At 47.3% G+C, this 22,819-nt stretch carries 21 protein-coding genes; 14 read left to right on the plus strand and 7 right to left on the minus strand.

All coding sequences use genetic code 11. The annotated features are described in order from the left end of the window. The 11 genes from hflX (at position 1) to J7K79_RS01300 (ending at position 12,145) form a co-directional block, all read left to right on the plus strand. On the plus strand, positions 1 to 1,221 hold the full coding sequence (gene hflX / locus J7K79_RS01250; RefSeq protein ID WP_296904383.1) for a GTPase HflX: 1,221 nt from the start codon (positions 1 to 3) through the stop codon (positions 1,219 to 1,221). Beyond that, positions 1,218 to 2,159, plus strand: a complete 942-nt coding sequence (fmt, locus tag J7K79_RS01255; protein ID WP_296904282.1) for a methionyl-tRNA formyltransferase — start codon at positions 1,218 to 1,220, stop codon at positions 2,157 to 2,159. Before hflX ends, fmt begins: the two co-directional genes overlap by 4 nt. Further along, complete coding sequence (locus tag J7K79_RS01260) at positions 2,156 to 2,368, plus strand: heavy-metal-associated domain-containing protein (protein WP_296904284.1); 213 nt, start codon at positions 2,156 to 2,158, stop codon at positions 2,366 to 2,368. The genes fmt and J7K79_RS01260 overlap by 4 nt, the downstream gene beginning before the upstream one ends. Positions 2,369 to 2,384: 16 nt before the next feature. Continuing rightward, entirely contained in the window at positions 2,385 to 3,554 is a 1,170-nt protein-coding gene (locus J7K79_RS01265; protein ID WP_296904286.1) for an oligopeptide/dipeptide ABC transporter ATP-binding protein, read from the plus strand. A 15-nt stretch (positions 3,555 to 3,569) separates the two neighbouring features. Next, positions 3,570 to 5,309: an ABC transporter substrate-binding protein gene (locus tag J7K79_RS01270; RefSeq protein WP_296904288.1), complete on the plus strand. Its 1,740-nt coding sequence runs from the start codon at positions 3,570 to 3,572 to the stop codon at positions 5,307 to 5,309. 59 nt (positions 5,310 to 5,368) lie between these two features. Further along, positions 5,369 to 6,334, plus strand: coding sequence for an ABC transporter permease (locus J7K79_RS01275; RefSeq protein ID WP_296904290.1), 966 nt, complete (start codon positions 5,369 to 5,371; stop codon positions 6,332 to 6,334). Between the two features lie 13 nt (positions 6,335 to 6,347). Beyond that, positions 6,348 to 7,901, plus strand: coding sequence for an ABC transporter permease (locus tag J7K79_RS01280; RefSeq protein ID WP_296904292.1), 1,554 nt, complete (start codon positions 6,348 to 6,350; stop codon positions 7,899 to 7,901). Between the two features lies 1 nt (position 7,902). Then, entirely contained in the window at positions 7,903 to 8,484 is a 582-nt protein-coding gene (locus J7K79_RS01285; RefSeq protein WP_296904294.1) for a sigma-70 family RNA polymerase sigma factor, read from the plus strand. 4 nt (positions 8,485 to 8,488) lie between these two features. Continuing rightward, entirely contained in the window at positions 8,489 to 9,106 is a 618-nt protein-coding gene (locus J7K79_RS01290) for a hypothetical protein (protein ID WP_296904296.1), read from the plus strand. A 178-nt stretch (positions 9,107 to 9,284) separates the two neighbouring features. Next, positions 9,285 to 9,872, plus strand: coding sequence for a hypothetical protein (locus J7K79_RS01295; RefSeq protein ID WP_296904298.1), 588 nt, complete (start codon positions 9,285 to 9,287; stop codon positions 9,870 to 9,872). Next, positions 9,869 to 12,145 carry an AAA family ATPase gene (locus J7K79_RS01300; RefSeq protein ID WP_296904299.1) on the plus strand — a complete coding sequence of 759 codons (2,277 nt, stop codon included), beginning with the start codon at positions 9,869 to 9,871 and terminating at the stop codon, positions 12,143 to 12,145. The genes J7K79_RS01295 and J7K79_RS01300 overlap by 4 nt, the downstream gene beginning before the upstream one ends. Here J7K79_RS01300 and J7K79_RS01305 read toward each other — a convergent pair. Further along, entirely contained in the window at positions 12,142 to 12,999 is an 858-nt protein-coding gene (locus J7K79_RS01305) for a cation diffusion facilitator family transporter (protein WP_296904301.1), read from the minus strand. The genes J7K79_RS01300 and J7K79_RS01305 overlap by 4 nt on opposite strands. A gap of 13 nt (positions 13,000 to 13,012) precedes the next feature. Continuing rightward, positions 13,013 to 14,281 (minus strand): TrpB-like pyridoxal phosphate-dependent enzyme, encoded by a 1,269-nt coding sequence (locus J7K79_RS01310; protein WP_296904302.1) that lies wholly within the window; start codon positions 14,279 to 14,281, stop codon positions 13,013 to 13,015. 44 nt (positions 14,282 to 14,325) lie between these two features. Here J7K79_RS01310 and J7K79_RS01315 point away from each other — a divergent pair, with 44 nt between their 5' ends. Genes J7K79_RS01315 through J7K79_RS01325 form a run of 3 tightly spaced genes read left to right on the plus strand, consistent with a single transcriptional unit; the run spans position 14,326 to position 16,763 of the window. After that, positions 14,326 to 15,144 carry a fumarate hydratase gene (locus J7K79_RS01315; protein WP_296904304.1) on the plus strand — a complete coding sequence of 273 codons (819 nt, stop codon included), beginning with the start codon at positions 14,326 to 14,328 and terminating at the stop codon, positions 15,142 to 15,144. Next, entirely contained in the window at positions 15,134 to 15,628 is a 495-nt protein-coding gene (locus J7K79_RS01320; RefSeq protein WP_296904306.1) for a FumA C-terminus/TtdB family hydratase beta subunit, read from the plus strand. Before J7K79_RS01315 ends, J7K79_RS01320 begins: the two co-directional genes overlap by 11 nt. A 4-nt stretch (positions 15,629 to 15,632) precedes the next feature. Next, positions 15,633 to 16,763, plus strand: coding sequence for an NADP-dependent malic enzyme (locus J7K79_RS01325; protein ID WP_296904308.1), 1,131 nt, complete (start codon positions 15,633 to 15,635; stop codon positions 16,761 to 16,763). Here the strand turns inward: J7K79_RS01325 and J7K79_RS01330 are convergent. The 5 genes from J7K79_RS01330 to J7K79_RS01350 are packed head-to-tail and all read right to left on the minus strand — an operon-like array spanning position 16,755 to position 22,760. Further along, entirely contained in the window at positions 16,755 to 17,978 is a 1,224-nt protein-coding gene (locus J7K79_RS01330) for an ABC transporter permease (protein ID WP_296904309.1), read from the minus strand. The genes J7K79_RS01325 and J7K79_RS01330 overlap by 9 nt on opposite strands. Beyond that, on the minus strand, positions 17,960 to 18,694 hold the full coding sequence (locus tag J7K79_RS01335; protein WP_296904311.1) for an ABC transporter ATP-binding protein: 735 nt from the start codon (positions 18,692 to 18,694) through the stop codon (positions 17,960 to 17,962). The genes J7K79_RS01330 and J7K79_RS01335 overlap by 19 nt, the downstream gene beginning before the upstream one ends. A gap of 15 nt (positions 18,695 to 18,709) precedes the next feature. Next, positions 18,710 to 19,555 carry a homoserine kinase gene (thrB, locus tag J7K79_RS01340; protein ID WP_296904313.1) on the minus strand — a complete coding sequence of 282 codons (846 nt, stop codon included), beginning with the start codon at positions 19,553 to 19,555 and terminating at the stop codon, positions 18,710 to 18,712. Further along, positions 19,552 to 20,592 carry a threonine synthase gene (thrC, locus tag J7K79_RS01345; RefSeq protein ID WP_366932568.1) on the minus strand — a complete coding sequence of 347 codons (1,041 nt, stop codon included), beginning with the start codon at positions 20,590 to 20,592 and terminating at the stop codon, positions 19,552 to 19,554. Before thrC ends, thrB begins: the two co-directional genes overlap by 4 nt. A 5-nt stretch (positions 20,593 to 20,597) precedes the next feature. Then, positions 20,598 to 22,760, minus strand: coding sequence for an aspartate kinase (locus J7K79_RS01350; protein ID WP_296904315.1), 2,163 nt, complete (start codon positions 22,758 to 22,760; stop codon positions 20,598 to 20,600). Positions 22,761 to 22,819: the final 59 nt, after the last annotated feature.

Consider the following 22,819-nt stretch of genomic DNA (forward strand, 5'->3'; position numbering starts at 1 on the left):
ATCGTCGTTGCCGTTGGGAGGGACGAGGAGAGAATAAAAGAATCCCTCGAAGAAATGAAAGGGTTGTGCCGCACTCTTGGAGTGGAGGTTGTCGAATGGTTGTGGCAAAAGAGAGCAAAACCTGACCCTGCCACCTACTTTGGGAAGGGAAAATTGCGGAAACTCAAAGAGATAATGAAGTTTTGTGAGGCAGATCTCGTTGTGGTAGACGATGAGATCACGCCGGTTCAGTCGAAAAACGTACGGGAATACTTGGAAATGGAAGTGCTGGATAGAACCCAGGTGATCCTCGAGATCTTCGCACGTCATGCAACCAGCGAGGAAGGAAAGCTTCAAGTGGAGATGGCAAGTCTTCTCTACGAGTTACCAAGACTGGTTGGGAAAGGTGAGGAACTCTCGAGACTTGGTGGTGGTATTGGAACGAGGGGTCCCGGTGAACCCTTGCTCGAAGTTTTGAGAAGACACATTAAAAACCGCATTTCACAGCTGAGAAAGAGACTGAGGGAGATAGAAAAAGAGAGGGAGATTCAAAGAAAACAGAGACTGGAAAAGAAAATTCCCCACGTGTCCATTGTAGGTTACACCAACGCGGGAAAATCCACCCTCCTCAAATCACTCACAGAGAGCGATGTCTACATTGCGGACAAGCTCTTTGCTACACTCGAACCGGTGACGAGACGTTTGAGACTGAAAAGTGGAAGACTCATCCTGATGAGTGACACTGTGGGATTCATAAAGAAACTTCCCCACACAATTGTGAGCGCGTTCAGGGCAACTCTGGAAGAGGTGAAATACTCGGATGTTCTGGTACACCTTGTAGACGCATCCGATCCGTATGCCGAAGAGAAAATGAAGGCCTCAGAGAAAGTGCTGGAAGAGATCGGAGCAGACAGAATGCCGAGGATCCTTGCTTTCAACAAGATCGATCTTTGTCCCAGAGACAGAATAGAAATGTTGAAAAGGAAACATCCTGAGGCCCTGTTCATCTCGGCAGAGAAAAAAGCAGGACTCGATCATCTTTTGGAGAAGCTGGAGGAGATCTTGAGTCAGAGAGATGTTCAAGAGACCCTGAAAATTCCCATAGAAAAGATAGGACTGGTTTACGCCCTGAAGGATAGATTGGAGATATTGGGCGAGGACTATCGGGATGAGTACGTTCTTGTCACAGTGAAAGCCGACAAAGAAATCCTTGAGCTGTTGAAAGGGAAGGTGGCATCTTGAAGGTGGTTTTCGTAGGGACACCGGAATTCGCAGCGGAGATCTTGAAACACATGGTGGAGAGTGGCATTAACATCGTCGGTGTCATAACACAACCAGACAAACCGAAAGGGCGTGGAAGAAAAACACTTCCCACCCCGGTTAAGGTCGCTGCGAAAAAGCTGGAGCTTCCTTGCATTCAGCCGGAGTCGATAAACAGAGAAGAATCTCTGGAGTTTCTCCGCTCTGTGAATCCGGATGTCCTGGTGGTCGCTTCCTACGGGAAGATGCTGGGTGGGAGGGTGCTTTCGCTACCAAAACGCGGTTGCTACAACGTTCATCCCTCTCTTCTACCAAAGTACAGGGGAGCTTCTCCGATACAGAGAGTTCTCGAAAACGGTGAAAAGAAAACAGGTGTTACCATCTACAGAATGGTGAAAGAACTCGACGCAGGTCCCATAGCTCTTCAGAGGGAAGTGGACATAGATCCTTTTGAAACGTTCGACCAACTGGAGAAGAAGCTGATAGAGCTTTCGAAAGAGATGGTGCTCGAGTTTCTCGAAAAGCTAGAAAAGGGCAAAGTAGATCTGAAAGAACAGGATCACGTACGGGCAACCTACGCTCCTCTCATAAAGAAAGAAGACCTGGTTATCGATTTTTCAAAGGATGCCGAAATGGTGAAAAACAAGATCAGAGCATACGATTCCAAACCCGGGGCAAGGGCTTTTTTGAATGAAAAAGAAGTAAAATTATTTGGAGCGATGGCTGTAGATTGTTCGGATGATGAACCAGGTTTGATACACTATATAGATAGAGAAGGTGCCTGGATAGGAACCGCCAGGGGAAGAGTGAAGGTAAAGTACCTGCAACTTCCCGGGAAAAGGAAACTCACTTTCTGGGAACTCAAGAACGGAAGGTTGATAGAGGAAGGTATGAAGCTGGAAGGGAGGTATGGGAGTTGAGAAGATTGAATTACTTCATGCTGAAAGGAGCAAGGACAGAAGAGGACTACAGAAAAGTAAAGAACGCCATCGAAGAGCTCGACGGAGTGTTCAAAGTAGATTACGAGATGGCGGCTGAGGTTGTTGGTGTGGATTACGATGATGAAACGATTTCCAAGGAACAGATAAAAGCGGTGGTTGACAGTTTGGGCTATACACTCATCGTGTGAAAAGGAGTTGTTCAAGGTGAAAACACTGGAAGTGTTGAGCTTGAAGAAATATTTCCCGATCAGAAAGGGTTTTTTAGTGAAAAGAATCGTCAACTATGTGAAGGCGGTTGATGATGTTTCTTTTGCCGTAGAGAAAGGAAAGACCTTCGCCCTTGTTGGTGAGTCTGGCTGTGGAAAGACAACCACCGCAAAGACGGTGCTCCGTCTCACAAATCCAACCGCCGGTCGTGTTATCGTCGACGGTGATGATACCACTTACTACTTCATGAACACGAAAGAGGCAATTTCTTATTTGAAGACGACCTACGTCGATATATTTCGTAAGATGAAAATTTCCCTTTCGCCCGATGAGATAATAAACACTCTGGAGGATGTTGACAAAAGGTATGCGGAGATCTTTTTCAAAAAGGCAAAAGAAGACGAGAATAGATTTTATCGAGCCCTGCTCGAAGACCTAGAGGAGAAGAGAATGAAATTCAGAAGGAAGATACAGATCGTCTTTCAGGATCCCATGAGCTCTTTGAATCCCAGGATGACGGTTGGAGACATACTGACAGAACCCATCCTCTTCCACGGTCTTGCGAAGACACGCGAAGAAGCCATTGACATGGCAAGAGAACTTCTTCTCAGTGTCGGCCTCAAGGACTACCATCTGGAAAGGTATCCTCACCAGTTCAGCGGCGGGCAGAGACAGAGGATCGCCATCGCGAGGGCTATCTCTATAAACCCAGAAATAGTGATTCTCGACGAACCAACAGCCTCTCTGGACGTTTCCGTTCAGGCACAGGTCATAAACTTGTTTCTCAAGCTCCAGGACGAGAACGGCTTTACCTACCTCTTCATATCACACGACCTTGGACTTGTGAGATTCATAAGCCACGAAGTGGGTATCATGTACCTTGGAAGGATCGTGGAAATGGGTGACACGGACGAAATCTTCGACAATCCCCTGCATCCTTATACCCAGGCACTGTTATCTGCTGTTCCGGTACCAGATCCAAAGGTCGAGCGCACAAGAAAACGAATCATACTCAGGGGAAGCGTACCCAGTCCCATAAACAGACCTACGGGATGCTTCTTCCATCCAAGGTGCCCTTACAAGATGCCTGTGTGCGAAAGAGAGTATCCTGTCATGAAAGAGGTCTCACCGAACCACTGGGTAGCTTGTCATTTACACTCATCATAAAGGAGGTGTGTGTACATGCGTAAACTCTTTGGTGTTTTCGTGCTGATTTTTGCTGTTGCACTGTTTGCAAAACTTTCGCCGTTCGCTCAGTTCGAAACCTACATTGGAGCAGAAGCCACAGGACAGTACGGGGGATTTCTCGTCGTGCCAACACTCTCCGGTCCCAGAACGTGTAACGATGTGGTAGCGCAGGAGACAAGTTCCACAGATGTTATTGGAAGATTCATGGCTTCCATGATAGAACTCGACAACCACGCGAGGATACATCCTGCTCTTGCAGAAAGCTGGGAGCTCAAGCAAAATGAAGACGGTAGCATGGAAATCATCTGGCATCTGAGAAAAGGGGTCAAATGGAGCGACGGAACACCGTTCACAGCAGAAGATGTGGTGTTTACAATCAACGACATATATTTCAACCCAGATATTCCAAACGACACACAAGACGCTTTTGGCGATAACTGGCCCGTTGCAGAAAAAATTGATGATTACACGGTAAAAACAACTCTAAAAGAACCATATAGACTTGCCGTGAGGTACATTGGAGGAATACCCATTTTCCCAAAACACCTCGCAGAATCTTATGTGAAGGAAGGAAAGTTCAAAGAGTTCTGGACAGTTGATGCTATAAACAAGGGGGAAATCGTGGGACTCGGTCCGTTCATCCCGGTTGAATATGTACCAGATCAGTACGTAAAATTCGTGAAGAACCCCTATTATTGGAAACACGACAAAGATGGAAAGCAGCTTCCGTACCTCGACGGTATCATCTTCAAGATCATCCCAACTCAGGATGCTCAGAGACTTGCATTCGAGAATGGAGAAGTCGACGTGTATGGCCCGCGCGGAACGGAGTACGCCGAACTCAAGGCCATGGCCCAGGAGAAAGGTTGGGTTGTTGGTGTAGGAGGTCCCAACTTCGGTACCACCTTCATTACCTTCAACTGGAACACTCCAGATCCCGTGAAGAGAAAGTGGTTCAGAAACGAGTTTTTCAGAAGGGCAGTGGCTTACGCCATCGACAAACAATCTATGATTGACACGCTCTACAACGGCCTCGCCGTTGAGCAGTGGGGCCCGATCAGCCAGGCGGCAACCGTCTACTACGATGAGTCCGTTCTCAGAAAGTATCCGTACAACCTCGATCTTGCAAGAACGATGCTCAAACTCGGTGGATTCAAGTGGGACGAAAACGGCCAGCTCCTTGACAGCGAAGGAAATCCAGTGAAGTTCATCATCATGACTAACGCCGGAAACCAGATCCGCGAGGGAATGGGCAACATCATAACAGAAGCGCTTAAGAAACTCGGAATGGATGTGACGTTTGCTCCTATAGACTTCAACACACTCGTTCAGAAACTCGTTGTGAACGGTGATTGGGAGGCCGTCATAATAGGACTCACGGGATCTGACGAACCACAGAGCGGAGCAAACGTGTGGAAAATAAAGGGAGCGCTTCACTTCTGGAACTACCATCCCGATGTCAAAAACTTCGTAGATCCGAACGACTATTACTTGCCCGATTGGGAAAAGGAAATCGACAGGATCTTCGAGGAGAATGTGAAAGTCCTCGACCAGCAGAAAGTTGTGGACATGTTCAGGGAGTTCCAGAGACTGGTTTCTGAACACCTGCCGCTCATCTACACCACCCAGCAGCTATATCTGTATGCGTACAGCAACAAGCTTCACAACCTCGAACCCACCGCATTCGGTGGAATGTGGGGTTGGAACCACGATTGTATCTGGAAAGAACAGTGATCTGTTGCGGAGGGGGTTCCCCCTCCTTTTCCAAATCCCGGGCGAAGAGGTGATCTTGCTTGCTCAAGTACATCGCTCGCAGATTGATCATCATGTTACCGGAGCTTCTGATCATTTCCTTTCTCGTCTTCATCATCATGCAGGCGGCACCGGGAAACTTCTTAGACATGTATCGTCTGGATCCTTCCGTCTCGCAACAGTTCCTTGAGAAGATGGAAAAAGAGCTTGGTCTGGACAAACCTTGGATCGTTCAGTACGGGATATGGTTGAAGAATGTTCTGAAAGGTGACTTTGGATATTCCTTTTACTACAGAAGACCCGTTTCTACTCTGATCTGGGAGAGGGTCTTTGCCACGGTAATACTGTCTGTTTCTTCGCTTGCCTTCCAGTGGGTGCTGGGTATAATAGTTGGTGTTTTTTCTGCGTTGAAGAAATACTCCATCTGGGACAAGATTCTCACCGTTATTGCCTTCAGTGGAATCGCTCTTCCTGGGTTCTTTCTTGCCATACTCCTTCTCTACATAGCAGCGAAGACAGGGTGGTTCCCGATCGCCGGTATGGTGTCGGTGAACCACAGCGAGATGACAACTTGGGAAAGATTCAAAGATATCGCATCGCACCTGGTACTTCCTACGATCGCCCTTGGTTTTGGTGGTTTTGCTTCTTTGATGAGGTACATGAGAGGAAGTCTCCTAGACGTGTTGAACGAAGACTACGTGGAATTTGCCCGTGCGAAAGGAATGCCAGAACGTGTGGTCATATACAAGCACGCCTTGAGGAACGCCATCAACCCTATGATCACCTTTCTTGGTTTCAGTATTTCCAACGTCCTTGGAGGAGCGGTCATCATAGAGAACATATTTGCATGGCCCGGTATGGGTAGGCTCATCTATCAGGCTCTTCTTCAGCAGGATATCTACATAGTCATGGCATCTGCTGTGATCAGTGCTATCATGCTGGTCGTGGGAAATCTCATCGCCGACATACTTCTTGCCGCGGTGGATCCAAGAGTTAGATTCGAGTGAAGGAGGAATCGTCATGGCCGAAGAGAAAGCGATCCCTGTTGAAAACAGTGAAATAGAGTTTAAGGAAAAAGTACTGACCAGAAGAGAGCTCATCTGGAGGGCTTTCAAAAGAAACAGACTCGGTATGTTTGGACTCTACGTCCTTATAGCTCTCTACCTCATGGCTTTGTTTGCCGATTTTCTCTCTCCTTACCACCCCTATGAGCAGTCACTGAAGCATTCCTTTGCCCCGCTGACCAAGGTGCACAGGGAGTACAAAGGAAAACGCGTTGGGGCTTATGTGCTTCCGACTGTAAGTTATGTGGACAAAGCCACTTTCGAAAGAAAGTTCTACGAGATGCTTTTTCCAAAGAGGGTCGTTCTGGATGTTTTTGGATCGCAGATCAGTTACGAGATAGGAAAGGATGGTGTCACCGGCTTTTCTTTCATGGTGGATGAAGAGTACTATCTTGTTTTGAAAGATGGCACCAGAAAATACGCTGGCTCCACCACTAAGGTAGTGGATTACTTCCTTTTCGGATACGACGACGATGTCTTAACGAGGGGTGAAGCAGAGATAGAAACCACTTCGGCGGTTGCAAAGGACACCTACTTTGGGAAATATGGCTTCAGATTGGGACTGTCCTCTTCTGATGACATAGAGAAGGTTGTGATCAAAGAAAAGATCAATACCGTGCTCGTGAAAAAAGGAGAAGGCATTGAGATGGTCATGGGAAAAATTCTCGATTACGACTACAAGATATACCCGATAAAGTGGTTCATCGAATCGTGGGGTGGAGACAAAAAGCACAGGCTCGGCTACCTCTTTTGGCTCATACCATTCAAGTATCACCTTTTTGGCGTGGACAACTACGATAACAACGAATATGTAAGGTTCTACCTGATGGGTGCGGATCAGTACGGTAGAGACATCTGGAGCAGGCTCGTGTTTGCCTCCAGAATTTCGCTTTCCATCGGCTTCATAGGAATGTTCATCACCTTTGTGCTTTCGTTGATCTTTGGTGGGATATCCGGGTACTACGGGGGACTCGTTGACGAACTCATGATGAGGTTCTCCGAGATCATTATGTCGCTTCCGGGCTTTTACCTCCTGATTCTCCTGAGATCTTTGCTTCCTCTGGACATTCCATCTACTCAGGTCTATATACTGCTTGTTTTCATACTCTCCTTCATCGGGTGGGCAGGCAGAGCCAGGGTAATAAGGGGAATGGTGCTTTCTATAAAGCAACGGGAATTCGTGGAAGCAGCAAGAGCCCTAGGCTTCCCGGACACGAGAATTCTCTTTCGACACGTTCTACCCAACACGACGAGTTATTTGATAGTCGCCGCCACGCTGGCGATACCCGGTTACATACTGGGAGAAGCGGCTCTCAGTTTTCTGGGACTCGGTATAAGGGAACCCGATGCAAGCTGGGGATTGATGCTCGCCCAGGCGCAGAATGTCACCTACATGACTAAGTACCCATGGCTCCTCATACCAGGTCTGTTCATCTTCATCACGGTACTCTCGTTCAACTTCGTTGGAGACGCTTTGAGAGACGCTCTGGATCCGAGGTCTCTCGGATAGGATGTTGAAGTACAGGTTGAGGGGAAAAAGGGTGGAAGAGCTGGTGGAGTACGCACAAGCAGGGTTCAAAGAGGCGATAGATCTCATCATTGAAAAGTACTACCCCATGGTTGTGAAGATATCTTCCCGATACTTCGCCAGCTGGGCAGAACAGGAAGATGTGATACAAAACGGGTTGGTGGGTCTTATAAAGGCCATTTTCTATTACGACAGCTCTAAGAGCTCTTTCACATCTTTTGCCTGGAGAAGTGTGGAATCTGAAATAAAATCCTTTCTCACCTACATGAACAGGAAGAAAAATAAGATGCTCTCCGATGCTGTGAAGGTGGAGGCGATGGAAAAGGAAGAGGACGATTCACCGTTCGAAGTACCAGATACTGAACGAGATATCGCTCAGAGTGCTTTTTCTGATATAATTCTAGAGAAGGTTCTGGAGGATTTGAAAGAGTTGGAAAGAAGTATCTTTCTCAAATGGCTGGACGGGTACTCCTACAAAGAGATAGCAAAGGAACTTCGGGTTTCACCGAAGAAGGTAGACAATACGATTCAAAAGGTGAAGAGAATGATTTCCGAACTAGGGTGATATGATGAAGAAAGATTTTCTCGTCTCTTTTTTTGCTTCTCTGATCGTAGTGGCTATTTTACTCTTCTTCGTTCTTTCGGTTTTCAACTTCTTTTTTCTCAAAAAATTGGATGCTCGGGTCTCAGAGCTTGAAAGGAAGTTTCAGTCGAGATTCAACAGTTATGAAAACCGGTTGAAGACGCTGGAGGAGTTGTTGAAACCGAACTCCATAATCAGTCGTTACATCACTGCCTACGAGTACTTTGAAAAATCCAGTGTGGACTTCGAGAGGATTTTCTCCGAGATAGAGGACGATCCGACAACCGGCTACATCCGCATCTTTGTTGTGGGAAACGACCCCGTATGGATCACCATCAAGGATGGAGAAAAGATCATCTTCTCGAGGGACGTAAAGCCCGGACTTTCTCCTTACAGGTTCTTCTACTACAAGGAACCAAAAATCGCTACGGAGTACGACATTATAATTCCCAGAGATGCAACACTGATTGTTGGCATCCCAAAGAGAGTCTTTTTGCTTGTCTTCGGCGTAGGAACCTCCCATCATCCCACGAAGATCGTGCAGGTCACTCAAACTCGCCTTGAGAACATAGCGGAAGATCTGAACCTCTACATACCAAGATAAAAACAAAGGAGGGACGATCGTCCCTCCCATACTTCCTTTTGTCTTGATCGGGTCTAGGGGGGATCGGGGGGATGAGGGACACGCAATTCAGAATTTAACTTATCGCTGTAACGCCAGCTTGAATCACCAGAGAAGAACTTCTTAAATCTTCTTGAAAAACCCTTGAAGGGGGAGGAGTATGGAACACGTTTTGATCAAAGATCTGAGGTTCTTCGATTACCCGGATGAAACGATCTTCTTCAGGGAGGAAGTGGATAGGGTCAGAATGGACCTTTTAAACTATGTGACCAGATTCTTCAGAGGAAAGAAGTTCGTCTTCATAAACCTGTTCGGTGACAACGTGAATCCCTTTTTGGCGGAGAAGCTCATAAAGGAATTCATTCCACCGGGTTCCATTGTACTCGACGAAATAGTAGAATACCTGGATGCCCCGGTGGAACGGGAATTTCCCGTTTCTTTTCCCGATTTCTCTTCCTCACCTCTCAATGAGAAATGCGAGTGTTTTCTGTATGATGGGGAAAGATTCAATCGTTTCGATCTTTCACACTTCAAAGTGAAATTTCTAAAGATGGAAGTTTACGAAGATTTGATGGATCTTCCTGAAGACTCCCTGATTGTTTTGAAAGGGATCCTGTGGGATCACGAGTACGAGAAGGTGAAGGGTAGAAAGAACGTTCGGTTTGTGGGAAGGGAGTTGAAGAAGCGAAACTGGTCAAAGCTGGATGCCCTTCTTCTGGAAGAAGCCGAGGTGAGGGAAGAATTATGAAGATCAAACGGATACATATTGAGGGATTTGGAAAGTTCGAAAATCTTTCTTTGAGTTTCAAAGACGGATTGAACATCGTTTTCGGTGGAAATGCTGCGGGTAAGACCACCCTTGCGAACTTCATCAGGTACTGCCTTACGGGGGATCTACCGGAGCTTGAAGATTACAGACCCTGGTATTCGAAAAGATTCGGTGGACGCCTGGAGACCGATGAAGGAACGATAGGTTTCGGGCTGGGAACGATCGATCCAGAGACCTTTCTCTTTACTTCTTTCCTGCCGGAGCACGTGGATAGCACTCTCGAAGGATCCCGGAAGGTTTCTTCTCTTGTTCTGGAAAGTTACAAGAAGCTTCCTCGTGCAAGAGAAATGGAGCGTGTGATGAACGAGAGCTTTTCGGGCCTGATGGAAAAGGAAAGGGTGTTGAAGAACGAGATAGCGAAGCTGGAGGCGGCCGTTGAGGAATGGAAAGAAAAGAGAAAAACAGTTCTTTTGTTGATGGAGAGAAAGAAAAAGCTCGAGGAAGAATTACTGGAGAAGAAAAGGCTCCTTGATGAGGAAAGAAGAAGATTAGAAGAAGAAAAAAGGCAGCAACTTCAGTCGATCGACTCCCGACTCGAGGAGATAGGAAAAAGACTTTCAGACGTCGAAACCAAGCTGAGGGAAATCGAGAGTCAAGCTGTTTCATCGAAGGAGAATCTGGAACAAGCTTATGAGCTGTTTCAGAAGCTGAATTATCTGAGAGAAAGACGAAACCAGCTCGGAAGGGAGATAGAAGAGCTAGAAAAAAGATACGATGAGACAAGAAAAAAGATAGAGGATATTTTGAAGGACTTCTCCTGCAAGGGTTTTGAAGAACTCAGGTTGAAGCTGGAAAACTTGAGGCTTCAGATGAACCTCGTTGAGAATGAACACAGGGTGAAGATGAACGAAATCTCGGATCGCCTGAAAAGACCCCTGGAAGAAATAGAAAGGCAGGTAAGCGCTGTCAACGAACGGTTGGAGAAAACGGGAGATAGAATGAAGAGAGTGGACAGGTCACTTTCTGTGTTCAAGATCCTTGTCAGTGTGTTTTTGACGTTTTCGGTAGTATCTGCTGTTTTCATCTTTTTGGCATCGAGAAATCCGTTCATTTACCTGACATTTGCCGGTGTTGCCGGTGCTTTCCTTTCCATATGGAGCTACTTCAGAGTGAAAAGAGTGCTCCAGGATCTGGTTAACGAATTCGTCATCACTTCCTCTCAGAAGAGGAAGTTGATGGAGAAAAGAAATCAGGTGTTGAAACAATTGAAGGAAGTAACAGGTGTTGAAGATCCCAATGAGCTGGAAGATGCGCTGAAAAAGCGGATGAATTCGAGGATGTTCGAGATCGCTCCTTTTCTCACAAAATATGGGAGTGATCCAGGAAAAGCCCTTGAAAACGTGGAAAATCAGATAAGAGAGCTTCTCATAATGAAAGACTCCCTTACTTCTTCCCTCGCCGAAAAAAGAAGAAATCTGGAGGAACTCATAGAGTACTTAAAGAAGCAGGAAGACGAGTTCGAGAGAGTGTTGAACGAGATCGGTGTGGAAGGTGTTGAAGAGCTTTTGAAACAACTGAAGATGAGAGAGTTACTTCTGGAACTGAAAGATGAGAAGAAAGATCTTCAAAACACGCTGAAGAAACTCGTCGAACAAAGAGAGAACGTTGAATCGATGGAATCGAATCAAAGGATGAGAAAACTCGAAGAAAAGGTGAACAATATCCAGAAAGAGTTAGAAGCTCTGGAAATTCCCTTTCTTGAAGAACCGTACGATCTGACGGAGCAGCTCATAAGAAAGCAACTGGAACTCGATTTGATAGAAAAGGCAATCGAAAATATACCTGCCTTCAAGGGCAGGCTCAGAGAAAAGTACGATGAGTTTGTGATGAGCTACACGAAGGAGTTTTCAACAGAGCTGAGTAGAGTCTACAGAGAATTTTTCGGTGAGTCAATGATCTTCAGCGTTTCTCCTCAGCTGACAGTTGCGATCAACGTCCCACAGGAAAAGCCTGTGGTAAAAGTCCTGAACACATCTGCTCTGAAGATTCTGGCGTTTCATGTGAAGGATTTTGTGGCACGTGTTTTGAAAATGGATCTTCCTCTTGTGATAGATAACACCTTTGTCGATCTGGACGACAACAAAATAGAACTTCTCTGGACGAGACTGAAGGAGATAGCTGAAACAAGACAGGTGATATTGTTCACGAGTGATCGAAGACTTCTCAGGGAGAAGCCCGTCTTCAGCCTCTAACTGCAGATCATCCTCCCTTGGCAGCGATCACATTCCAGCTGAACGGTTACATGGGTGACACCGTGCTCTCTCAATCGTGCTTCGATTTCATCGATAATCCTTTGGGCATCTTTCAATTCCATGTTTTCCACCACTTCCACATGACATTCAAAGTGAATTTCCTTTTCTCCGACTCTCCAGGCATGAAAATGGTGCGCATTCTTCACACCTTCTATTTCTTCTATCTCCCTTTTTATGCTCTCAAAGCTCAGATTCGGGGATGCTTCCATCAAGACCTCCAGAGATTCTCTCAGTAACTCGTACGCTTCTTTGAGCATGTACACCGTGATGCCGGCAGCGATCACAGGATCCAGCCAGTACATCTCCCAGGCCTTCATCAGCACGGCGCCGGCGACAACGAGGATGGAGGACAACGTATCCGCTATGAGATGGAGGTAGGCGGATCGAATGTTCATGCTTTCTCTACTGTGTTCATGGAGGAGAAAAACCGAAAAGAGGTTGGCAGCAAGCCCCACCAGTGAAACGTAGAGAAGAACCGTCGCGTGAACCACGGTAGGGTGCAGCAATCTTCTCACCGACTCCACAACTATCAGTATCGATATTATCACCACGGATATGGAATTCAGAAAGGCCACAATTATTTCGCTTCTCCTGTAACCGAACGTGTACTTCTCGTTTTTCGACCTTTCACCGATCTTTATGGCTATGAAGCTCGCAAGAAGGCTCATAGTGTCGGAGAAGTTGTGGAGGGAGTCCCCCAGAAGGGCAAGACTCCCGGACATAAGTCCTCCTATCACTTCGGCGATGGTGATGAGAGAGTTCAGCCACACGGAAAAGAGGAGTTTCTTTTTCAAACAGAACCCCTCCTCACGCGTACGCTGTAAGATCCAGCAGTCCGTGACCACTCAGTGTGAATACTATCACTCGTTCTTTTCCTTCATCTTTCGCTTTTTTTGCTTCTCTTATCGCCCCTGCTATGGCGTGAGCAGATTCTGGAGCGGGAATTATCCCCTCCAGTCTTGCAAAGAGTTTCGCTGCTTCGAACGCTTCCTTCTGATCGAAAGCTCTGGCTTCCACCAGTCCTTCCTTCACAAGCCTTGCTATTATGGGTGCGGATCCATGATATCTGAGACCACCTGCGTGTATTTTCGGAGGGATGAAGTCCTTTCCAAGTGTGTACATCTTGAGCAAGGGAGTAAGTCCTGCCGTATCGCCGAAATCGTAATCGTACTTTCCCTTGGTCAAGGAGGGGCAGGCAACTGGTTCACAGGCAACGAATCTGATATCCCTTCCCGAAAGTTTTTCTGGTATGAAGGGAAGAATCGTTCCACCGAAGTTGGATCCTCCTCCATGACATCCCAGAATCACATCGGGCTTTTCTCCGAGGAGTTCAAGTTGCTTTTTTATCTCCAGTCCTATCACTGTTTGATGAAGTAGAACATGGTTCAGAACACTTCCGAGTGAATACTTCGTATCCGGGTTCGACACGGTCACTTCAAGCGCTTCACTGATAGCGATGCCCAGACTTCCAGGGTTTTCAGGGTTTTCTTTCAAAAGTCTTCTTCCAAAGTTGGTCTCTTCACTGGGACTTGGTGTTACTTTCCCTCCGAACAGATTCATCATGTACTTCCTCATGGGCTTTTGATGATAACTCACCTTGACCATGAAGACCTTCACTTCCAGTCCGAACTTGGCTCCAGCGTACGAGAGAGCGCTACCCCATTGTCCCGCCCCTGTCTCTGTGACCAATCTTTTCACACCTTCTATTTTGTTGTAATAGGCCTGTGCAATGGCCGTGTTGGGTTTGTGACTACCGGTGGGACTCACACCTTCGTGCTTGTAGTAAATCCTTGCAGGTGTTTGAAGGTACTCTTCCAGAAAAGTGGCCCTGATCAATGGTGTGGGTCTGTAGACCGCGTACTCTTTCAGAACGGCTTCTGGGATTTCAATGAAACGTTTGTCAGACATCTCCTGTTCGATCAAACTCATTGGAAATATCACGGAGAGCTTTTCCGGTGAAACTGGTCCCCTTGTTTCTGGATCCAGAGGTGGATCCAGTTTGAACGGCAGGTCTGCGAGCACATTGTACCAGTGCCTCGGTATTTCACTCGGTTTCAAGTTCACAACAACTCTCATATTCTCCCTCCTTCGATGATATAATCTCCTTTGAGGTGAAAAGAGTGATCAGAGCACACACTGTTCTCGAGAAAGTGAAGAAAGCCATCGTTGAGGCCAACGTGAAGATAAACGAAGAGGTCAGAGAGATCCTCGAGAAGTACGAAGGTCCCTTTTCTGATATAATAAAGGAAAACTACCGCATTTCCAAAGAAGAAAACCTTCCACTCTGTCAGGACACAGGAATGGTGGAGTTCTTTGTTTTACTGGGACACGAGATCAGGTTGGAAGAACCCATCGAACGAACGCTGAACAGAGCGGTCGAAGAGGTCTATACAGAGTACCCTTTCAGATGTTCTGTTGTTTCCGATCCCCTGTTCGATAGGATCAACACAGAGACCAACACTCCCACCGTTGTTCATCTCTTTCAGGTGGAGGGAAAGAGGCTTGAGATCAGATTCCTCGTGAAGGGTGGGGGCAGCGAAAATCTCACGATGTTGCGAATGCTGACCCCAACCTCTGGTTTGGAAAGGATAAAAGAGATTGTGGAGGAACACATCAGAGAAAACGGTGCGAAAGCCTGTCCACCCCTCCACGTTGGAGTTGGAATAGGTGGTTCGGCGGACAAGGCGGTCCTTCTTTCAAAACTTGCTCTCACCAGAAGTTTCGGGGAAAGAAACGAAGATCCAAGGTACGCTGAGCTCGAAAGAGAACTCGAAAACGAACTGAACCTCCTTGGAATAGGATTCCAGGGATTGGGAAAGGGAATAACCGTCTATTCTGTTCATGTAGAACATTTTCCAACCCACATCGCTACCTTGCCCGTTGCCGTCTCGGTGGACTGTTACCTTTGCAGAAAGGGGAAAGTGGTCGTTGAAGGTTGAAGAACTGAAAGCCGGCCAGGAAATACGCTACTCTGGGAAACTCATCGTCATGAGAGATCAGGCCCAGAAGAGACTGAAGGAACTCCTGGAGAAGAGAAAGAAACTGCCTGTGAACCTTGAAGGGCAGATAGTGTTCTACGCGGGACCTGCCAGGACCCCTCAGGGAAAGCCCATGGGTGCCATAGGTCCTACCACGAGCGCCAGAATGGACGACTACCTGGAGATACTTTTTGAACTTGGGGTCATTGCAACGGTGGGAAAGGGAAAAAGATCAAGGAAAGCGAACGAAGCCTGTAAGAAGTGGAAAAGGGTCTACTTTGTAACACCCAGTGGAACGGCCGCGGCCCTTTCGAAGAGAGTGAAAAATGCCAGAGTGCTTGCGTTCGAAGATCTCGGACCCGAAGCTGTTTATGAAATAGAAGTGGAAGGGTTTCCCCTCGTTGTGGCAATAGACAGTGAAGGCAACTCGATCTTCAAGGAGTGAGAAGATGAATCCTCTGGAGATACACAGGATTTTGAGGGGAAAGATAAGGATCTCTCTTCCCGTTGAAAAAACAGATAAGGAAATCCTTTCTCTTCTCTACACCCCAGGAGTTGCTGAAGTTGCAAGAGCCTGTACTGAAAATCCAGAGAACACCTACGTCTACACCTCCAGATGGAACACGGTTGCAGTCGTTTCGGATGGAAGCGCTGTTCTTGGGCTCGGAAACATAGGTCCTTACGGGGCTCTTCCTGTGATGGAGGGCAAGGCGTTTCTTTTCAAAGCCTTTGCGAATCTGGATGCCTTTCCCATTTGTCTTTCCGAAACCAGTGAAGGAAAGATCATCGAAATTGTGAAGAGTCTCGAGCCGAGTTTTGGAGGAATAAACCTCGAAGACATAGCTGCACCGAAGTGTTTCAAAATCCTGGAGCGTCTCTCCGAGGAGATGGACATCCCCGTTTTCCACGACGATCAGCAAGGAACGGCTGTTGTTGTGTCTGCGGCCTTTCTCAACGCGCTGAAGCTCGTGGGAAAAAGGGCAGAAGAAGTGAAGGTAGTCGTGAGCGGGATCGGGGCCGCGGGATACAACATCGTCAGGTTCCTTCTGGATCTTGGTGTGAGAAACATTGTGGCAGTTGACAGAAATGGCATCCTGAACGAAGAAAATCCGGAGACTTGCCTGAATGAGTACCACCTGGAGATCGCACGTCTTACAAATCCCGAGGGGCTGTCCGGTGATCTGGAAGTGGCCCTGGCAGGGGCGGACTTTTTCATAGGTGTCTCGAGGGGAAATATCGTGAAACCGGAGTGGATAAAGAAGATGAACAAAAAACCCGTTGTTTTCGCCCTTGCAAATCCTATTCCTGAAATAAACCCGCTCCTTGCAAAGGAAGCAGGTGCCTTCATTGTCGCAACGGGAAGATCAGACCATCCGAACCAGGTGAACAATCTTCTTGCCTTTCCCGGGATCATGAAGGGAGCGATGGAGAGGAGGTCGAGAATCACGAAAAACATGCTCTTCTCTGCAGTTGAAGCGATTGCAAACTCGTGCGAACCGCATCCAGACAGGATCATTCCAGAGGCGTTCGATGAAAGGGTGCATCAGAACGTTTATCACGCCGTTAAAAACTCATCGTGAGCGTTTCCCCTGCCATCCCAAGATTGCGTAATCCGAGTTGAACGTTCTGAAGGCAAGCCACATCATCGCGAGAGAGAACCCTATCAGGTACACGAGTCCCCATACGATCAATCCGTAGTCCCCGTACAGCACCATCTTCGGTGCCATAATGGGATGGGAAAAGGGAATGGTGAAGATGATCACCTTCAGAACACCCGGAAGGTTAGAGAAATCTTTGATCATGTTCGCTATCATGGGAACAAGGGCAAGAATCGAAATGGGAAAAGTAAAGAACTGACTGCTCCTGTAGTCTTTTGCCATGATTCCAAAGAACATGCACAGTGAAAGCCCGGCCAGTATGGCAAGAAGCAGGCTCAAACCAATCAGAGCAAAATCGATGATGCTGAAGCTTACCACAGTCCTCTGAATCCCCTGTGAGAAGGAGTTCAGATAGCTGTAGAAACCGATCATGTATATTCCTGCAAGAATCAATCCCACAATGGCACTACCGACGATTTTGGCGAGAACGATATACTCTCTTCTTATGGGCATGGTGAGGAGTGTTTCGAGCGTTTTGTTTTCTTTTTCCAGAGCGAGCGAAGAGATGAGGGATGAACCGGACATGATGATGAGTATCATGATCAGGAGTGGAATCGTGATGTTCTGAGAATAAAAGATGTTCACGATCGAGTCTGGAGAGCGATTCTCAAAGAACATGTTTCTCAAGTACGTATGCTGAACGACGGTGAACGGGCTAATCAGGAATCGTGTTTTTTTCTCATCCCTCAAAAGGAACGCTGAGATCCTGGTTTTCAGATTCTCAAGGAGTGAGTAAACCGCCGCAGTTGGGATCGTATCGGAAAGACCGGTCCCTCTCAAATACCACAGTACCTCTATTCGTGTTTGTTTGAAACTTTCCAGATCACTTGAAAATCCTTCCGGTATCAAGAAAATCGCCGAAGCTTTCTTTTCTTCGAGAGTCTTTTTCGCCTCATCCAGATCGTCTCCAGCGTAAACGATCTCTGCTGCTCTGCTCAGTTCCTGAACCACAAATTTTGCAAGCTCACCCCTGTCATGTTCTACAATTGCTATCTTAGGTTTTTTGGTCACTTCCTTGATCGTACCTTCGAACACGTTACCCAGCGAGCCGTAAAGAACTGAAACGATCACAACGAAAACGATGGTCCCCACACTGAGAAGTTCTTTTATTTCTTTCTTTAAGAGTCTACCAAACACCTGACCACCTCCTCGAAGACCTCTTCCACATTCTGTGCTTTGTACCTTTCCTTGAGTTCTTCAACAGTTCCCGTCTCCACGATCTTTCCGTTGTGGATCAACGCTATTCGATCGCAGAGAAACTCTACCTCAAGCATGTTGTGTGAAGAAAGAAGGATGGTAAGTCCTTCTTGAACCGCCAGTTTCAAGATCTTTCTAACTTCTCTCGCGTTCAGCACGTCGAGTCCAGAGGTGGGCTCATCCAGTATGGCTAGACGTGGATTCACCATCAACGCTCTTGCTATGAGGAGTTTCCTGACCATTCCTTTGCTGTAGGTGGAGATCTTATCTTTCACCCTGTCTTCTAATCCTGAGATCTCAACCGCTTTCTCGATCATAGCGTTCATCTCTCTAGAGTTTTTCGCGTAAAAGCCTGCTACGAACCTCAAGTATTCAATTCCTCTCATATTCTTGTAGGCACCTGCTTCTTCGGGAAGGTAACTGATCAACTTTCTGACTTCATGGGGCTCTTTGATCACGTCTTTTCCAAAGATAGAGACTCTTCCCGAGGTGGGTTTTATGAGGGTGGAGAGGATCCTGAGGGTGGTGGTCTTTCCAGCTCCGTTCGGTCCTATGAGTCCGAAGATCTCTCTTTCTTCGATCTCAAAGGAAATACCTTTCAGAATTTCTTTTTTGCCTATGTTTCTTCTGAGATCTTTTACGACAACTACCCCCATGAAACGAATCCCCCTCTATTTCGATATTATCAAACCTCTGTTGTTTACCTTTAACCTCAGTACATCCCTCAGGTAGGGTATACCTTCGACATCTTTCACATCCGTACAGATGGAGGGACCGGATCCACTCACGAACCAGTAACTCGGTTTTTTCGAAACAACTGCCCTCACGAACTCTTTCATCTCTTCGTACTGGTTTATCCTGTACGACTGGTGAAGGCGATCTTCCACGTACTTGAAGGCATCGTCCAGTTTACCGGAGGCGATCTTCGCTAGGAATTGGCAGGAATTTTTGATGTTGAAGACAGCATCTTCGAATGAAACCTCTTTAGGAAGAACTCTCCTCATGTTGTTTGTACAGAGTGAAAAATTGGGTACAAGGAAGGTGAGTTCAAAGTCCAACTCGAACCTTTCGAAATCGAAGACGTCTCCATCCTGATAGCAGACAACGAGTCCTCCCACGAAAGCTGGTACAACGTTGTCTGGGTGTCCTTCGAGCTCTACGGCGAGTTTCATGAGATCCCGCTGCGAGAGGTTCGCTTTCGTTCCCACGTTTGCTATGTAAAGTGCGGAGACGATCACGGCAGCACTGGAACCAAGACCACTGGAAACCGGTATGTTGCAAACCTGCCTTATTTTGACAGGGGGCACTCTGTAACCCGTTTTCTTCTCAAAAAACTCGAAGACTTCAAAGAACAAATCGTAGCTTTCGAGATCCGGGGCGTACTTTCCAGTGCTTTCGATAAAAGTTTTGTCGGTGTCAAAAGAAAAAAATACCTCGTTGAAAAGATCAAGAGCGAGACCAAAGACATCGAATCCTGCTCCCAGATTCGTTGTTGTGGCAGGAACCATTATTTTCATAGATCCAGTACCTCCAGGATCTCATCTATCTTCCCTTCTATTGTCCTTGGAGGCTCCAGCTGTGAGATAACAACGTTCGGATCTTTGAGCCCATTTCCGGTAAGGGTACACACCACAGTTTCTCCACCTTTGAAGAGACCCTGTTCGTGCTTCTTCAGAAGCCCTGCTATCGACGCGGCAGATGCGGGTTCACAGAAGATACCTTCCTTTTGAGCCAGAAGTCTCTGTGCCTTCAGTATTTCATCGTCGCTCACCATGCCGATATCTCCACCTGATTCATCGCGAGCCTGAACTGCCTTTTCCCAGTTGGCGGGATTTCCTATCCTTATGGCGGTGGCGATCGTCTCCGGGTTTTCAATAGGATGCCCCCGGACTATTGGAGCTGCTCCTTCTGCCTGGAATCCCATCATCTTCGGAAGTTTCGAGGAGAGGCCGTGTTGATAGTACTCCTTGTAACCCATCCAGTAAGCGGAGATGTTTCCCGCGTTCCCCACGGGAATGAAATGATAGTCTGGTGCGTCGCCGAGATCATCAACGATCTCGAAAGCAGCCGTCTTCTGTCCTTCGAGTCTGTAAGGGTTGATACTGTTCACAAGTGTGATGGGGTACTTGGAGGTAACCTCCTTCACCAGCTCCAGACACTTGTCGAAGTTGCCTTTCACCTGCAGTACGACGGCACCGTATATCATTGCCTGGGCAAGTTTTCCTAAGGCGATCTTTCCCTCCGGTATCAGAACGATCGCCTTTATCCCTGTTCTTGCGGCGTAGGCGGCAGCTGAAGCAGAGGTGTTGCCCGTTGAAGCACACATGATAGCTTTAGCTCCTTCTTCCAGAGCTTTGGCCACCGCAACGACCATTCCTCTGTCTTTGAAAGATCCCGTTGGATTCGCTCCTTCATACTTCACGTAGACTTTTATTCCGAGTTCCCTGCTCATGTTCACAAGGGGAATGAGAGGAGTGTTCCCCTCGTTCAGTGAGATCATAGGGGTTTTATCAGTCACCGGGAGGAATTTCTTGTACTTTTCGAGCACACCCAATTCTCTCACTCCCTGTCCAGTTCGAATCTGCTGTGGATCGCCTTGACGGCGTCTTCCACGTACCTGCCATCTATGATCACAGAGATCCTGCTGCTTGAAGCACTGATCATATCGATGTTGATGCCCTCGTTGGCGAGTGTTTCGAAAAGAGTAGCGGAGATCTCCGGTGAAGAAGTGAGATTCACACCAACGATGGAAACCTTTGCCAGTTCCTTTTCGATTATAACGTCTTTGGCCTCACTTCTGGTTCTCAAAAGATCGAGATCGAGTTTCTCAAGCTGGGATTCTGGTACGATGAACGCTACCGTGTTGTACTCTCCACTCTTCATTCCCTGTATGATCATGTCTATGTTCACGTCCATCTGAGAGAGAGTCCTCATGATCCTTGCGGCGACCCCTGGTTTGTCGGGAACGTCCTTCAGTACCACCTTCGCCATATCGGCCTCGAACGTGACGGCTCTAACGATCGGGTTTTCCATCTTTGTCCCCTCCCATATGAGAGTGCCCTTCGTTTCCCTGTAGGCGTTCTTTATCAGCACCTTGACTCCGTACTTCCTCGCGAACTCTGCTGCTCTTGCCTGTAGAACCTGTGCTCCATGCCTGGAAAGTTCTATCATCTCTTCCCAGGACAACTCTTTGATAACACGAGCATTCTTCACGATCTTGGGGTCTGCTGTGTAGACCCCATCCACGTCTTTGTAAAGTTCGCACAGATCTGCACCCAGAGAGTACGCAAGTGCGATCGCCGTGAGATCCGATCCACCCCTTCCGAGGGTGGTTATGTCTCCTGTCTCCGTTATACCCTGAAACCCCGCGATGACCGGTATGAAACCCTGTTTCAGATACCTCGAGATGATGTCCGTGTTGATGTCTATTATTCTCGCAGAGCCATACCTTTTGTCAGTGATGATCTTCAATTGATTTCCGGTGAACGATATCGCTTTGTAACCTCTTTTTCTGAGGGCGATACTCATCAGGGCAGCGCTCTGAATCTCTCCCGTTGACAGGAGAAGATCGAGCTCCCTCGGATCGGGATTTTCATCTATTGTCTTTGCAAGGTCTACCAAACGATCCGTGGTATCACCCATTGCAGATAGCACCACGACAGGCTTCACACCGCTCTTTTTTCTTTTGATGACCTTCTCCGCAACCTTCTCCAGCCTTTCCACGCCGGAGATGGCTGCACCACCGAACTTCATTACCACAACCGAGAATTTCTCCGCACCACCGAACACCTTGTACTTTGCCACTCTGAACAGATCTGCTATCACGGCACTGGCCGTGGGATATCCTCCGGCACCCCTTCCCTTCAGAAGAAAGTCACCAGCCAGGTCCGTTGAAACCTCTATAGCGTTGTCTACACCATCGACGTTGAAGAAGGGATCCTCAGGTGTTACCTCCCTCAAGCGTACCTCGTACCTGTTCGACGAAAAGTCGAGCTCTCCGATCAGCTTGAGTTTCTTTCCAGATTTCAGAACTTCATTCAGGTATTCCGGTGCGAGCTTTGTTATTCCCTCGAACTTCACGTTGTGTATACCTGGAAATCTTCCTGTCACCACACCTGCCAGAACGGAAACTTTGTATGCGATGTCATAGCCTTCGATGTCGTTGGTTGGATCGGCTTCGGCGTATCCGAGCTTCTGGGCTTCTCTTAGCACCTCATCGAAAGATCTTCCCTTGCTCATCTCCGTGAGTATGTAGTTGGTCGTTCCGTTCATGATTCCACGGATCTTGGTCACCTTCTGAAAGATCAGATAATCCTGAAGGAGGGAGATGATGGGAATGCCTCCTCCAACGGAAGCTTCGAAAAAGAGCCTTCTTTTCTTTATGTAATCGATGAATTCGTTTCCGTATTCTGAGATGAGGTTCTTGTTCGGAGTGACAACGATCCTTCCGAGTTCCAAGGCTCGCCGAACAAGATCCACGGCCACATCCGTTCCGCCTATGGCTTCCACTACCACGTCGCTGTTCAAAATCAGGTCATCGAAATCAAACGCTATTTCTTCCTTTGGCACGTTGTACCTCTCGTACTTTTTGGGGGAACGATTTATTACCTTTGATACGATGAACCTCTCACCGACCCTTCTTTCTATCTCATCACCTCTTTCTTTCAGTATTCTGTATATGCTCCCACCAACGGTTCCAAGTCCCGCGATTCCCACCCTCACCTTTCTCACTCCTCGATAGAATTTGTGAACATTTTAAACGATCGATATGTTCTCAGGTT

This window comes from Thermotoga sp., assembly GCF_021162145.1.
Classification (GTDB): Bacteria; Thermotogota; Thermotogae; order Thermotogales; family Thermotogaceae; genus Thermotoga.